The following is a 14,886-nucleotide window of genomic DNA, read 5'->3' as shown; positions in this document are numbered from 1 at the left end:
CCGCGGTGGTGGCGGCTGGCGCGGTCCATGCGCGTGGCGAGTGTTGCGCGTCACACTCCCGCTTGTGAAGGGTGCGGTACGCCTTTCCGCCGTACGGGCCACCCCGGCGGCCCCCGGGACCCGCGGCCACCGGTCCGGGGGTGCCGTCGGGCCGCTGGTTCCGGCGCCCTGGCCGGCCGCCGGTTCCGGGGCGGTGTCCGAGGAGCGTCGGCCCCGGCTCGCTCGAATGCCCGTACGGGATCGTCGCCCGGGTCAGCCCGTCCGGGCGACCGGGGGCGCGGGATCCGGACTGCGCGCTCCCCGCGTGCCGCACCGGAGTGCTCCGCACGGGTGGCGTGTGTACTCCGTAGGCCGTGTTGCCCGCCTCCCGGGTGTGCGGGCGCCCTCGGCGGGGCGAAAAGATGTGATGAACCGCCAAAGCCGCCGAAAGTGGACGTACGCGGGCGCGGTCAGCCCCGGAGGTTTCAGCATGCGAGCCGTCCCAGCCGAATCACCCAGGCCCTCGAGGCCGCCCCGGTCGGAGAGGAACACCGGCCGGTACGCCACCCTCCCGCTGAGCAGGAACCGGCGCCGCACCCGGCGCTGGGTGGCCGCACTGACCGCCGGAGTGCTGCTGCCGCTGCCACTCGCCGCGTGCGGGGGGTCGGACTCGCAGGACGCCGAGGCCGGGAACGTCGGCTCGGCCCGGGCCGGCGGCGACGTACGGGCCGCCGCGCGGCAGCAGATCGCCTCCGGCGGCACTCTGCGCTGGGCGGTGGACGCGCCGCCCAGCACGTTCAACGTCTTCCAGCCCGACTCGACCGAGGCGACCCAGCGGGTTGCCGGGGCCACCCTGCCCTCGCTGTTCGACCTCGACAAGCGCGGCCGCCCGCAGACCGACCCGGACTTCCTGCGCAGCGCCGAGGTCACCGACACCGACCCGCGGCAGACCGTCGTCTACAAGCTCAACCCCAAGGCCCGCTGGAGCGATGGGCGGCGGCTGGGCGCGGCGGACTTCCGCGCCCAGTGGAAGGCGCTGCGCGGCAAGAACAACGCCTACTGGACCGCGCGGAACGCCGGATACGACCGGATCCGCAAGATCACCAAGGGTGCCGGGGACGACGAGGTGAAGGTCGTCTTCAACAAGCCCTACGCGGACTGGCGGTCGCTGTTCACACCGCTGTACCCGAAGCAGGCCATGCGCAGCCCTAAGGTCTTCAACGACGGTCTCCGCACCTCGCTGCCCGCCGCCGCGGGTCCGTTCCGGGTGGCCAAGGCGGGCAAGGACCGCTCCCGCACCCTGCTCAAGCGCAACCCCCGCTGGTGGGGCGACCGGGCGAAGCTGGACCGCATCGTGCTGACGGCCGTGCCTCGCGACGAGCGGACCGCGGCCCTGGCCAAGGGCACGGTGGACGTCGCCGACATCGGCGCCTCGACGGCCCAGCGGATCGGCGCGGCGAACGGGCTGGGCGGCCCGCAGCGCCCCGACGCGGCCGAAGGCGCCAAGAACGCGGCGGAGGCCCGCAAGCAGGAGGCGAAGCGGCGCGAGGCGCGCAAGCGCAAGGCCCGGGAACGGCTGGGCGCCGCCACCGCGCGGGCGCTGGGCGGCTACGAGGTCCGCCGGGCCCTCGACCCTGCCTACACCCAGCTCACCCTGAACGCCTCCGGCGGCCCGCTCGCCGACGAGCGGGTGCGCCGCGCGGTGGCGCAGGCCATCGACCGGGACGAGCTGGCGGAGAAGGCGCTCGCGGGCACCGGGCTGCCGGACGATCCGCTCGGCAGCCATCTGCGGATGGCCGACCAGGACGGCTACCGGGACAACAGCGGGGCCTTCGGCAGCGCGGATCTCGACTCCGCGCAGTCCCTGCTGGCCGACGCGGGCTGGAAGACCGGCGGCCTCGCCGGGCCGAACGCCGACGGAAGCGCCGGGAAGGCGGACGGCGAGCAGAAGAAGGGGGAGAAGGGCAAGAGCGGGGAGCAGGCGGACCGGGCCGAAGGCGGGCCCGCCGAGCCGCCCGCGGCGGCCGGCTCCCCCGACGCGGGCGGCCGCGCCCCCCACCGCGCCGCGGCCGAGGCATCCGTCGTGCGACTGACCGCCGCACAGATCGCCCGGGTCGTGGACCGGCCGTTGGGTCTGGCGGCCTCGACCACCGCTCAGCGCGGCGCCGTCCTGGCGCAGGCCGCGCACTCCAGCCTGGCCTCCGCCGAGCGGACCGGCTCGGAGCGCGAGCTCAGCCGGGCCAAGGCCGCGCTCGAGACGGCCGAGAAGGTGCAGGCCACGGCCCGGGAGATGCGGCTGCTGGCGGGCGACCCGGCCAGCGCGGTGCGCAGCAAGGACGGCAAGCCGCTCGCGCTGCGGTTCGTGCTGCCGAGCGGCAAGGGCTCGGCGCAGCTGCGGGCCACCGGCAAGCGCATCGCCCGGATGCTGAACGAGGTCGGCATCCGCACCCAGATCAAGGAAGTGCCCGGCGACAGCTACTTCAAGGACCACATCGCGGCGGGCGACTACGACCTGGCGCTGTTCTCCTGGCCGGCGACGGCCTTCCCCGCCACCGAGGCGCGGCCGATCTTCGCCAAGCCGCGGGCGGCGTCCGACGGCTCGCTGCTGGTCGAGCAGAACTACGCGCGCGTCGGCACCGACCGGATCGACCAGCTCTTCGAGCAGGCGGCGGGCGAGCTCGACGACGGGCGCCGCAAGGAGCTGATGGAGAAGGCCGACCGGCGGATCTGGGCGGTGGCCGGTTCGCTGCCGCTCTACCAGCGCCCGCAGCTCGTGGCGGTCAAGCGGGACCTGGCCAACGTCGGCGCCTCCGGTTTCGCCTCTCCCGCGTACGAGGACATGGGCCGCCGGAAGAGCTGAGCGAGGTCGCCGGGCCTCGGTTCTCCGGGGCCGCCGGGGCCTCGTGCCGCCGGGGGCCGCCGACCGCCCGGGGACGAGGTGCAGCCCGCCCCCGCCCGCCCGCCGCCGCGGGCGGCCCGCGGCCCCGGGAGCCCGCTACCACGGCCCCGTCCGGCACTCGGCGGACGGGGCCGTACCATGGTTGACGAGGCCGCGGCGAGCCGTGCCCGGCGTCAGGGACCGCGGCCGGTCGCACAGGGCCGGGCACCACCGGCCGGGAGGCCGGGGAAGCGCGGCCCGATCCGTCAACCCGGGAGACACCCCCCAGTGCCCACGCGCCACGACATCCGCAACGTCGCTATCGTCGCCCACGTCGACCACGGCAAGACAACCCTGGTCGACGCCATGCTCAAGCAGGCCGGAGCCTTCGCGGCCCACCAGCTCGAATCCGTCGACGACCGGGTGATGGACTCGAACGACCTGGAGCGCGAGAAGGGCATCACCATTCTCGCGAAGAACACCGCGGTCCGGTACCACCCCAAGGACGGCGGCGACCCGGTCACCATCAACATCATCGACACCCCCGGCCACGCCGACTTCGGCGGCGAGGTCGAGCGCGGGCTGTCGATGGTGGACGCGGTCGTCCTGCTGGTCGACGCCTCCGAGGGGCCGCTGCCGCAGACCCGCTTCGTGCTCCGCAAGGCGCTCCAGGCGCGGCTCCCCGTGATCCTCTGCGTGAACAAGACGGACCGCCCCGACGCCCGGATCTCCGAGATCGTGGACGAGACCTACGACCTCTTCCTGGACCTGGACGCGGACGAGGAGCAGATCGAGTTCCCCATCGTCTACGCCTGCGCCCGCGACGGTGTCGCTTCGCTGACCCAGCCCGCCGACGGCGCGGTGCCCGAGGACAGCACCAACCTGGAGCCGTTCTTCACCACCCTGCTGGAGACGGTGCCCGCGCCCGTGTACGAGGAGGGCGCGCCGCTGCAGGCGCACGTCACCAACCTGGACGCGGACAACTTCCTGGGCCGGATCGCGCTGCTGCGGGTCAAGGAGGGATCGCTGAAGAAGGGCCAGACCGTGGCCTGGATGAAGCGGGACGGCACGGTGCACAACGTGCGGATCACCGAGCTGCTGATGACCGAGGCCCTGACCCGCAAGCCCGCCAGCGAGGCCGGGCCGGGGGACATCTGCGCGGTCGCCGGTATCCCCGACATCATGATCGGCGAGACGCTGGCGGACGCCGAGAACCCGGTGGCGCTGCCGCTGATCACCGTCGACGAGCCCGCCATCTCGATGACGATCGGCACCAACAACTCCCCGCTGGTCGGCAAGGGCGGCAAGGGCCACAAGGTCACAGCGCGGCTGGTCAAGGACCGGCTGGACCGGGAGCTGATCGGCAACGTCTCGCTGCGGGTGCTGCCCACCGAGCGCCCCGACACCTGGGAGGTGCAGGGCCGTGGTGAGCTGGCGCTGGCCATCCTGGTGGAGACGATGCGGCGGGAGGGCTTCGAGCTGACCGTGGGCAAGCCGGAGGTCGTCACCCGCGAGGTCGAGGGCAAGCTGCACGAGCCGGTCGAGCGGATGACCATCGACGCCCCGGAGGAGCACCTGGGCGCCATCACCCAGCTCATGGCGACCCGCAAGGGCCGGATGGAGACCATGACCAACCACGGCTCCGGCTGGGTGCGCATGGAATGGCTCGTCCCCTCGCGCGGGCTGATCGGCTTCCGTACGGAGTTCCTGACCGAGACCCGCGGCACCGGCATCGCGCACTCGATCTTCGAGGGGCACGAGCCGTGGTTCGGCGAGCTGCGTACGCGGCGCAGCGGGTCGCTGGTCGCGGACCGCTCCGGGGTGGCGACGCCGTTCGCCATGATGAACCTCCAGGAGCGCGGCACGATCTTCATCGAGCCCGGCACCGAGGTGTATGAGGGCATGCTCGTCGGCGAGAACTCCCGTTCCGACGACATGGACGTCAACATCACCAAGGAGAAGAAGCTCACCAACATGCGGGCGGCCTCCGCGGACACGACGGAGAACCTGGTGCCCCCGCGGCGGCTCTCGCTGGAGCAGGCGCTGGAGTTCTGCCGCGAGGACGAGTGCATCGAGGTGACGCCGGAGACGGTACGGATCCGGAAGGTGAACCTCGACATGAAGGAGCGTGCGCGCGCTGCGGCCCGCGCCAAGCGCTGACCGCAGGAGCGTTCCGGCGCTGTGACGGCTGTGTGACGCGCTGTCCGGCCTTCGCGTCCGGTCGCGCTCCGTAGTGGTCCGATCGCACGTACAGGGGCCCCACCCGTCGGGTGGGGCCCCTTCGTGCATCGTGGGATGCGCGCCGCGCTTCACTCGTGTCCGGTGAGCAGAGAATCCTCCCAGGGGATTGTCCATTTGATCCGCATTAGTGCACTACCACTCTCCGAATAACGGATAAGAAGTTGCATGTGTAATCAAAATGAAACTCGTTGACCCTGGTTCAACAGGGGGGTGAAGGCGGATAGTGAAGTCATCGAGCTCGGGTTAGAGAGTCACGCACCGTCATGTGGGCGCCGACTCCGCGAGCGTGGGGGCGTGTTGTGCAGATCCGGCAGAACTGTCGGATCCGGGCACCGCCCCTCTTTTCTTGGCGAAAACTCTGAGGAGGACGCCCCATGCGCGGCGCGAAGACGATGCAGTGGTCCGCTCTCGCGGCGGCGGTGGCCCTGGCGGCCACGGCCTGCGGCGGTTCGGACGGCGGCGGCTCGGCCGCCGGGAAGCCCGCCGGGTACGTCTCTATGTTCAACGGCGAGCCCCAGCACCCGCTGATGCCGTCCAACACGAACGAGAAGTTCGGCGGCTACGTCATCGACGCGCTGTTCACCGGGCTGGTCGGGTACGACGCCAAGGGCGGCCTGATCGACATGAACGCCGAGTCGGTCGACACCAAGGACAACAAGACCTGGACCGTCAAGCTCAAGAAGGGCTGGAAGTTCCACGACGGCACGGACGTGACCGCCGAGTCCTACGTCAAGGCGTGGAACTGGATGGCCAACGTCAAGAACAAGCAGGCCAACAGCTACTGGTTCGGCGACATCAAGGGCTACGAGGACGTCCACCCGGAGAAGGGCGACCCGAAGAAGGACGAGATGTCCGGGCTGAAGGTCGTCGACGACCGGACCTTCACCATCGAGCTGTCCGAGCCGGTCCCGTACTTCGAGTACAAGCTGGGCTACAAGACCTTCACCCCGCTGCCCGAGTCGTTCTACAAGGACCCCAAGGGCTTCGGCCAGAAGCCGGTGGGCAACGGCCCCTACGAATTCCAGAAGTGGACCCACAACAAGCTGATCCAGGTCAAGGCCGTGGACAGCTACAAGGGGTCCAACAAGGCCAAGAACAAGGGCATCCAGTTCAAGAACTACTCCAAGCTGGAGTCCGCCTACCAGGACGCCCTCTCCGGCAACCTGGACCTGGTCGACGGCGTCGGTCCCAAGGACCTGCCCAAGCGCAAGGCCGACTTCGGCGACCGCGCCCTGGACGTGCCCTACGCCGGCACCCAGAGCATCGTCCCGGCCCTCTACTCCAAGCCGTTCAAGGACATCGACCCCAAGGTGATCCAGGGCCTGTCGATGGCCATCGACCGCAAGACGATCACCAAGACGGTGCTCCAGGGCACCCGTATACCCTCCAAGAGCTTCACCCCGCCCCAGGTCAAGGGCTACCAGAAGCTCGACACCGATGTGCTGTCCTACAACCCGAAGAAGGCCAAGCAGTACGTCGAGGACGGCGGCGGCGTCCCGGGCAACAAGATCTGGATCCAGTACAACGCCGACGGCGGCCACAAGGAATGGGTGACCGCGGTCTGCAACAGCATCACCAAGGCCACCGGGGTCAAGTGCGTCGGTGACTCCAAGCCGGACTTCCAGACCGACCTCGAGGCGCGCCAGGCCAACAAGGTCAAGGGCACCTACCGCGGCGGCTGGCTCGCGGACTACCCGCTGAACATCAACTTCATGCAGGACCTGTACAAGACCGGCGCCTCCACCAACTACGGCCGGTTCTCCGACAAGAAGGTCGACGAGCTCTTCACCAAGGGCGACCACGCCGACTCCCTCGACGCCTCCGTCAAGGACTACCAGGCGGCGGAGAAGGAACTGCTGAAGAAGATGCCGGCCATCCCGCTGTGGGACTACGCGGCCAACATCGTGCACGGCGAGGACATCGACGGCGTCAAGGTCGGCTTCGACGGCAACGTCCTCATCACCGACATCACCGTCAAGTAGCAGCACGTCGCTGACGCCGGGGCTGCCCGCACGGACGCGGGCGGTCCCGGCCGTCGCCTGAATCCTCTTTCCGTTACGGAGGCACTATGGGGCGCTATGTCGCGCGGCGACTGCTCCAGATGATCCCGGTCTTCATCGGGTCGACTCTGCTGATCTTCAGCATGATGTACGCGCTGCCCGGCGACCCCGTGGCGGCGCTCTACGGTGAAAAGCGGCCGGACCCCGCACAGATCGCGGCCATCAAGCATCAGCTCGGGATGGACCTGCCCCTGTGGCACCAGTACTGGAACTACCTCACCGGTCTGTTCCAGGGGGACTTCGGTACCCAGATAGCCACCCAGCGGCCGGTGGCCGAGGTGATCGAGCAGGCGTTCCCGGTGACGATCCGGCTCACGCTCTTCGCGTTCGTCTTCACCGTCGTGGTGGGTGTGCTGCTCGGCATGGTCTCCGGCCTGTTCGCCGACAAGGCCTTCGACCGGATCGTCCTGATCTTCACGCTGCTGCTGATCTCGATCCCCAGCTTCGTGCTCGGATACCTCTTCCAGTATCTCTTCGCCTTCCAGCTCGACTGGCTCACCCCCACCGTGCAGGACTCCCGAGATATCGGGCAGCTGCTGCTGCCGGCCATCGTGCTGGCTGCGCTCTCGCTGGCGTATGTCACCCGGCTCACCCGCACCTCGGTGGCGGAGAACCTGCGGGCCGACTACATACGCACCGCCATCGCCAAGGGGCTGCCGCGCCGCCGGGTGGTCGGAATCCACCTGCTGCGCAACTCGCTCATCCCGGTGGTCACCTTCCTCGGTACCGACATCGGCGCGCTGATGGCCGGTGCGGTCGTCACCGAGGGCATCTTCAACGTGCACGGCGTCGGCAACACCATCTTCGAAGCGCTCAACCGGCGCGAGGGCTCCACGGTCGTCGGCATCGCCACGCTGATCGTCATCGTCTATCTCGTCGCCAGCCTGCTCGTCGACCTGCTTTACGCGGTCCTGGACCCGAGGATCCGTTATGACTGAGACCCTGAACGTGCCCGCATCGGCGTCCACGGATCCGCAGCCCGACCCCTCGGGCGCGGACGCCAAGCCGGCCAAGGGCCGCAGTCTGTGGACAGATGCCTGGCAGGACCTGCGCCGCAACCCGATGTTCGTCATCTCGGCCGTGCTGATCGTGCTGCTGCTCACGATGGTCGCCTTTCCCGGCTGGTTCACCTCCGCCTCTCCGACGGTGGGCGACCTGACGCACCACTACCAGGGCGAGCCCCGCTACACCCACTTCTTCGGCGAGGACTGGTTCGGGTACGACACCCAGGGTCGTTCCGTGTGGGCTCGCATGGTCCACGGCGCCCGGGCCTCCGTGCTCGTCGGTGTACTGGTGACGCTGTCGGTGACGCTGGTCGGTGGCATCGTCGGCCTGGTCGCCGGGTACTTCGGCGGCTGGCTGGACAGCGTGCTCTCCCGGATCACCGACATCTTCCAGGGCATCCCCTTCCTGCTCGGTGCCATGGTCGTGCTCACCACCTTCACCAAGAGCAACCTGTGGGTCGTCATCGCCGCCTTGCTCTTCCTCGGCTGGACGCAGATCGCCAGGGTGGCGCGGGGTTCGGTGATCACGGTCAAGCAGAGCGACTACGTGCATGCGGCGAAGTCACTGGGCGCGAGCACGGTACGGATCATGTTCCGGCACATCGTGCCCAACGCGCTCGCTCCTGTGGTGGTCGTCGCGACGACGGCGCTCGGCGGCTACATCGCGGCCGAGGCGACCCTCTCCTACCTGGGCATCGGCCTGGCCGCACCCGCGGTCTCCTGGGGTGTGGACGTCTCCAACGGCAAGGACGCGCTGCGTACCGCGCCGCACATTCTGATTTCCCCCGCCGTCATGGTGTCCCTCACTGTGCTGGCGTTCATCATGCTCGGCGATGCGGTCCGCAACGCCCTCGATCCGAAGAGCCGTTGAGGGAGGCGGGAGAAGACATGACCCTCCTCGAAGTGCGCGACCTGCACGTCGATTTCCAGACCCGGGACGGTGTCGTCAAGGCCGTCAACGGCGTCAACTACAGCGTCGAGGCCGGTGAGACGCTGGCGGTGCTGGGCGAGTCCGGTTCGGGCAAGTCGGTGACCGCGCAGGCGGTCATGGGCATCCTCGACATGCCGCCGGGGCGCATACCCAAGGGCGAGATCCTCTTCCACGGCGATGACATGCTCACCATGTCCAAGGAGGAGCGGCGTAAGATCCGCGGCGCCCGGATCGCGATGATCTTCCAGGACGCGCTCTCGTCGCTGAACCCGGTGCTGACCGTGGGCTACCAGCTGGCCGAGATGTTCCGCGTCCACCAGGGGCTGGGCCGCAAGGAGGCCAAGGCCCGGTCGATCGAGCTGATGGAGCGGGTGAAGATCCCCGCGGCCAAGGCCCGGGTGAACGACTATCCGCATCAGTTCAGCGGGGGTATGCGACAGCGGATCATGATCGCGATGGCGCTGGCGCTGGAGCCGGATCTGATCATCGCGGACGAGCCGACGACGGCGCTGGACGTCACGGTGCAGGCCCAGGTGATGGCCCTGCTCGCCGATCTGCAGCGCGAGTACAACATGGGGCTCATCCTGATCACGCACGACCTGGGCGTGGTGGCGGACGTGGCCGACAAGATCGCGGTGATGTACGCGGGCCGGATCGTGGAGACGGCGCCGGTCAAGGAGCTCTACCGGGCCCCGGCGCACCCCTACACCAAGGGCCTGCTCGAATCCATCCCGCGGCTCGACCGCAAGGGCCAGGAGCTGTACGCCATCCAGGGGCTGCCGCCCAACATGGCCAAGGTGCCGGAGGGCTGCGCCTTCCATCCGCGCTGCCCGGCGGCGCGGGACATCTGCCGCACCGAGCTCCCCCCGCTCGCCGAGGTCGACGACGCCCGCGGCAGCGCGTGCCACTTCTGGAAGGAGACGATCGATGCCTGAGCGGCGCGAGAATTCCGAGCCGATCCTGGAGGTGCGGGATCTGGCCAAGCATTTCCCGCTGACGCAGGGCATCCTCTTCAAGCGGCAGATCGGCGCGGTGAAGGCCGTGGACGGTATCTCCTTCGATCTGTACCCGGGCGAGACGCTGGGCATCGTGGGGGAGTCGGGCTGTGGCAAGTCGACGGTGGCCAAGCTGCTGATGAACCTGGAGCGGCCGACTTCGGGGACCATCCGGTACAAGGGTGAGGACATCTCGAAGTTGTCGGGTCGGGCGTTGAAGGCGGTGCGGCGGAACATTCAGATGGTGTTCCAGGATCCGTATACGTCGTTGAATCCGCGGATGACGGTGGGGGACATCGTCGGGGAGCCGTTCGACATTCATCCTGAGGTGGCGCCGAAGGGGGACCGGCGGCGTCGGGTGCAGGAGTTGTTGGATGTGGTCGGGTTGAATCCCGAGTACATCAACCGGTATCCGCATCAGTTCAGTGGTGGTCAGCGGCAGCGGATCGGGATCGCGCGGGGGCTGGCGCTGCGTCCGGAGATCATCGTGGCGGACGAGCCGGTCTCGGCGCTGGATGTGTCGGTGCAGGCGCAGGTGGTCAATCTGATGGAGCAGTTGCAGGACGAGTTCGGGCTCTCCTACATGTTCATCGCGCACGACCTGTCCATCGTCCGGCACATCTCCGACCGCGTCGGCGTGATGTACCTCGGCAGGATGGCCGAGATCGGGTCGGACGAGCAGATCTACGAGCACCCCACGCACCCCTACACCCAGGCGCTGCTGTCGGCGGTGCCGGTGCCCGACCCGGAGGCGGAAGGGAAGCGGGAGCGGATCGTGCTGGAGGGCGACGTGCCCTCGCCGGCCAGCCCGCCCTCCGGATGCCGGTTCCGCACCCGCTGCTGGAAGGCCACGGACAGGTGTGCGGAGGAGGTGCCGCTGCTGGCGGTGCCCTCGGTGTTCGAGGGGTCCGGGTCCGGCGCGGAGCACCCCTCGGCCTGCCACTTCGCGAAGGAGGACGCCGCGGTGGTCGCCGCCTGACACCGCGCTCCTTTCACCGTCCGGAGGGGAGAGGACACCGCCGGCGCCGGTCGGCGGTGTCCTCCGAACGGGTTCCAGCCCGTTCCACGGCGGGCAGGGCAGCCAGGCATATGGTGTCAAAAGGTGTTATGTGGATCTGAGGCGTACTCGGACCCCAGCGCACCAGGAGGCACCATGCGTGCAGCCACCCGCACCACCGTGATCCGGCGGGCGCTCGCCGCCGCAGGGGTGGTCGCTCTGACGGCGACAGCGTGCGCCGGCAGCTCGGACGGCGGCGGGGGCGGTTCGGCGGACGGGGTCGTACGCGCGTTCTGGACCGATCCGCAGCACCCCGTGGAGCCCGCCAACACCAACGAGGTGCAGGGCGGCAAGGTCCTGGACATGATTTCCCGGGGTCTGAAGAAGTACAACCCGAGCACGGGCGCGGCCGAGAACGCCGTGGCCGAGTCCATCGAGAGCGACGACCAGCGGAACTTCACCGTCAAGCTGAAGAAGGGCTGGAAGTTCTCCGACGGCACCGCCGTGACGGCCAAGTCCTTCGTGGACGCCTGGAACTACGGCGCGCTCGTCACCAACAAGCAGATCAACTCGTACTTCTTCCAGTACATCGAGGGCTATCAGGACGTCCACCCGGACAAGGGCAAGCCGACGGCGAAAACCCTCTCCGGGCTCAAGGTGAAGGACGCCCGCACCTTCACCGTGAAGCTCAACCAGAAGTTCTCCCTCTGGCCGCAGACTCTCGGGTACAGCGCCTACGCACCGCTGCCGAAGTCCTTCTTCACCGACCACAGCGGCTGGCTGGAGAAGCCCGTCGGAAACGGCCCGTACAAGGTGGACTCCTACACCAAGGGCCAGTCGATGAAGCTGTCCCGGAACACCCACTACGCCGGGGACGACAAACCCCGCAACAAGGGTGTCGAACTGAAGGTCTACACCGACCAGAACACCGGCTACACCGACCTCCAGGCCGGAAACCTGGACGTGGTCGACGAACTTCCGGCCGGGCAGCTCAAGAACGCCAAGCGGGATCTGGACGGGCGCTACATCAACCAACCCGCGGGCATCATCCAGACCATCTCCTTCCCCATGTACGACAAGGCGTGGCAGAGCGAGAAGGCCGTCAAGGTGCGCCGCGGACTCTCCATGGCGATCAACCGCAAGCAGGTGACCGAAAAGATCTACCACGGCACCCGGGAGCCGGCGACCGACCTCACCTCGCCCGTGCTCAAGGCCGCCGGCGGCTACAAGCCGGGCCTCTGCGGCGATGTGTGCAGCTACGACCCGAAGCAGGCCAAGAAGCTCATCGAGGAGGGCGGCGGGCTGCCCGGCGGGAAGATCACCCTGACCTCCAACGTCGACACCGGCTCGCACCGGCAGTGGATGGAGGCCGTCTGCAACAGCATCAACCGCACGCTGGGCCGGAACAGCGCCTGCACCGTCAACCCGGTGCCCACCTTCAGCGAGTTCCGCTCCGACATCACCGACCGGAAGATGACGGGGATGTTCCGGACCGGCTGGCAGATGGACTACCCGCTCATCCAGAACTTCCTCCAGCCCATCTTCTACACCGACGCCTCCTCCAACGACTCCGGCTACTCCGACCCCCAGGCCGACAAGCTGATGGACAAGGCGAACTCCGCCACCGACGAGAAGGCCGCCATCGGTCTCTTCCAGCAGGCCGAGAAGCGCATCCTGGACACCTTCCCCGCGATCCCGCTGTGGTACCAGAACGGGAACGCCGGCTATTCCAGCCGGGTCAGCCACGTCGAACTCAACCCGTTCTCCGTCCCGGTCTTCACCGACATCAAGGTCAAGTGAGCCGCCGTGGAGCGCTACGTCGTCAGACGACTGCTCCAGATGATCCCGGTCTTCATCGGGACGACCTTTCTCATCTTCGTGATGGTGTACGCCGTCGGGGACCCGGTCAACGCGATGTTCGGGGAACGGGCCCCCGACCCGGCCACGGCCGAGCAACTGCGCGAGGAATTCAACCTCGACAAGCCCATCTGGCAGCAGTACGTGCTCTACATGGGCAACATCTTCACCGGTGACTTCGGAAACGCCTTCAACGGCCAGCCGGTGACCGAACTGATGTCGACCGCCTTCCCCATCACGATCCGGCTCGCGGTGCTCGCCATCGTCTTCGAGATCCTCGTCGGCATCACCCTGGGGGTGCTGACCGGGCTCCGCCGCGGGCGGCCCATCGACAGCGGGGTGCTGATGCTGACCCTCGTCGTCATCTCCGTCCCCACGTTCGTGACCGGCAGCCTCGCGCAGTACCTGCTCGGCGTGAAGTGGGGCTGGATCTCCCCGGCCGTCTCACCCGCGGCGCCGGCCCGCGAACTGCTGCTGCCCGCGCTGGTCCTCGCCCTCGTCTCGCTGGCCTACGTCACCCGGCTCACCCGGACCTCGATCGCGGAGAACGCCCGCGCCGACTACGTGCGCACCGCCGTGGCCAAGGGGCTCTCCCGGCGCCGGGTCACCGTGCGGCACCTGCTGCGCAACTCGCTGATCCCCGTCGTCACCTTCCTCGGGACGGACGTCGGCAACCTGATGGCCGGGGCGCTGGTCACCGAGCGGATCTTCAACATCCACGGGGTCGGCTTCCAGCTGTGGCAGGGCATCGTCCGGCAGAACTCACCCACCGTCGTCGGCTTCGTGACCGTCCTCGTCATCGTCTTCCTCCTCGCGAACCTGCTCGTCGACCTCCTGTACGCGGTGCTCGACCCGAGGATCCGCTATGCCTGACCCGCCCCGCTTCCGCCGGGGAGACACCTCCGACACCGCCGGGGACTGCCCGGCCCCCGCCGCGCCCGTGGCAGCCGGCGGTGCGCCCGCGGGAAGAGAGGGGAGCGCATGACCGGGACGCCGGCCATCGAGGGGCCCGGCGGGGCCATGGAGGAGCTGGCCGAGGAAGGGGGAGGGGGACTCCAGGGCGCGCCCCCGTCCGGGCGCGGACGGCCCGCGCGGGGGCGCAGCATGTGGTCGGACGCCTGGCACGAGCTGCGGCGCAACCCGGTGTTCGTGATCGCCGGACTGATCATCGCCTTCCTGGTGCTGATCTCCCTGTGGCCGGGCCTGATCGCCACCCGGGATCCGCTCTCCTGCCGGCTCGGCCGCTCGCTGGACCCGTCCTCGGCCGGGCACTGGTTCGGGTTCGACACCCAGGGCTGCGACGTCTACACCCGGGTCGTCTACGGGGCCCGCACCTCGGTGACGGTCGGTGTCTGCGCCACCGCCGGAGTGGCGCTGCTGGGCAGCCTGCTGGGCGGCCTCGCCGGGTTCTTCGGCGGCGTGTGGGACGCTCTGCTCTCCCGCCTCACCGACATCTTCTTCGGTATCCCCATCGTCCTGGGCGGCCTGGTCTTCCTCTCGATGACCGGCAGCCGGTCCGTCTGGACGGTCGTCACCTTCATCGTGCTGCTCGGCTGGCCGCAGGTCGCGCGGATCGCGCGCGGCTCGGTCATCACCGTCAAACAGAACGACTACGTACAGGCCGCCCGGGCGCTGGGCGCGGGCAACGCCCGGATGATGGTGCGGCACATCCTGCCCAACGCCGTCGCGCCGGTGATCGTGACCGCGACCATCGCGCTGGGCACCTACATCTCGCTGGAGGCCACGCTCAGCTACCTCGGCGTCGGGCTCCAGCCGCCCACGGTCTCCTGGGGAGCGGACATCTCCGCGGCCTCCCAGGGCATGCAGTTCCGCAACGCGCCGCACATCCTGCTGTACCCGGCCGCCGCGCTCAGCCTCACCGTGCTGGCCTTCATCATGCTCGGCGACGCCGTCCGCGACGCCCTCGACCCGAAGCTGAGGTGA

Annotated in this window: 10 protein-coding genes; all 10 read left to right on the top strand. The window is 69.0% G+C overall.

The features are described from left to right. Positions 1 to 586 precede the first annotated feature (586 nt). Entirely contained in the window at positions 587 to 2,839 is a 2,253-nt protein-coding gene (locus tag ACFYNS_RS11465; RefSeq protein ID WP_388602252.1) for an ABC transporter family substrate-binding protein, read from the top strand. A gap of 306 nt (positions 2,840 to 3,145) precedes the next feature. After that, the gene (gene typA / locus ACFYNS_RS11460; RefSeq protein ID WP_388602249.1) at positions 3,146 to 5,017 is read left to right on the top strand and encodes a translational GTPase TypA; all 1,872 of its coding nucleotides are present in this window, start codon (positions 3,146 to 3,148) and stop codon (positions 5,015 to 5,017) included. A 455-nt stretch (positions 5,018 to 5,472) separates the two neighbouring features. Continuing rightward, complete coding sequence (locus tag ACFYNS_RS11455) at positions 5,473 to 7,080, top strand: ABC transporter substrate-binding protein (protein ID WP_388602247.1); 1,608 nt, start codon at positions 5,473 to 5,475, stop codon at positions 7,078 to 7,080. Between the two features lie 86 nt (positions 7,081 to 7,166). Next, positions 7,167 to 8,096: an ABC transporter permease gene (locus tag ACFYNS_RS11450; protein ID WP_388546832.1), complete on the top strand. Its 930-nt coding sequence runs from the start codon at positions 7,167 to 7,169 to the stop codon at positions 8,094 to 8,096. Continuing rightward, the gene (locus ACFYNS_RS11445; protein ID WP_019354459.1) at positions 8,089 to 9,033 is read left to right on the top strand and encodes an ABC transporter permease; all 945 of its coding nucleotides are present in this window, start codon (positions 8,089 to 8,091) and stop codon (positions 9,031 to 9,033) included. The genes ACFYNS_RS11450 and ACFYNS_RS11445 overlap by 8 nt, the downstream gene beginning before the upstream one ends. Before the next feature lie 17 nt (positions 9,034 to 9,050). Further along, positions 9,051 to 10,028, top strand: a complete 978-nt coding sequence (locus ACFYNS_RS11440) for an ABC transporter ATP-binding protein (protein WP_360295393.1) — start codon at positions 9,051 to 9,053, stop codon at positions 10,026 to 10,028. Then, on the top strand, positions 10,021 to 11,067 hold the full coding sequence (locus tag ACFYNS_RS11435) for a dipeptide ABC transporter ATP-binding protein (RefSeq protein ID WP_360295390.1): 1,047 nt from the start codon (positions 10,021 to 10,023) through the stop codon (positions 11,065 to 11,067). Before ACFYNS_RS11440 ends, ACFYNS_RS11435 begins: the two co-directional genes overlap by 8 nt. Positions 11,068 to 11,241: 174 nt before the next feature. Next, positions 11,242 to 12,885, top strand: a complete 1,644-nt coding sequence (locus ACFYNS_RS11430; RefSeq protein WP_360295387.1) for an ABC transporter substrate-binding protein — start codon at positions 11,242 to 11,244, stop codon at positions 12,883 to 12,885. Positions 12,886 to 12,891: 6 nt separating this feature from the next. Continuing rightward, a complete protein-coding gene (locus tag ACFYNS_RS11425; RefSeq protein WP_360295384.1) occupies positions 12,892 to 13,815 on the top strand; it encodes an ABC transporter permease in 924 nt (307 codons plus the stop codon). Between the two features lie 108 nt (positions 13,816 to 13,923). Further along, positions 13,924 to 14,886, top strand: coding sequence for an ABC transporter permease (locus ACFYNS_RS11420; RefSeq protein ID WP_360295382.1), 963 nt, complete (start codon positions 13,924 to 13,926; stop codon positions 14,884 to 14,886).

The organism is Streptomyces sp. NPDC006925, assembly GCF_042869575.1.
Taxonomy (GTDB): domain Bacteria; phylum Actinomycetota; class Actinomycetes; order Streptomycetales; family Streptomycetaceae; genus Streptomyces.
Note: the sequence above shows the minus strand (reverse complement) of the source record. Positions and strands in the feature narration are given on the sequence as shown.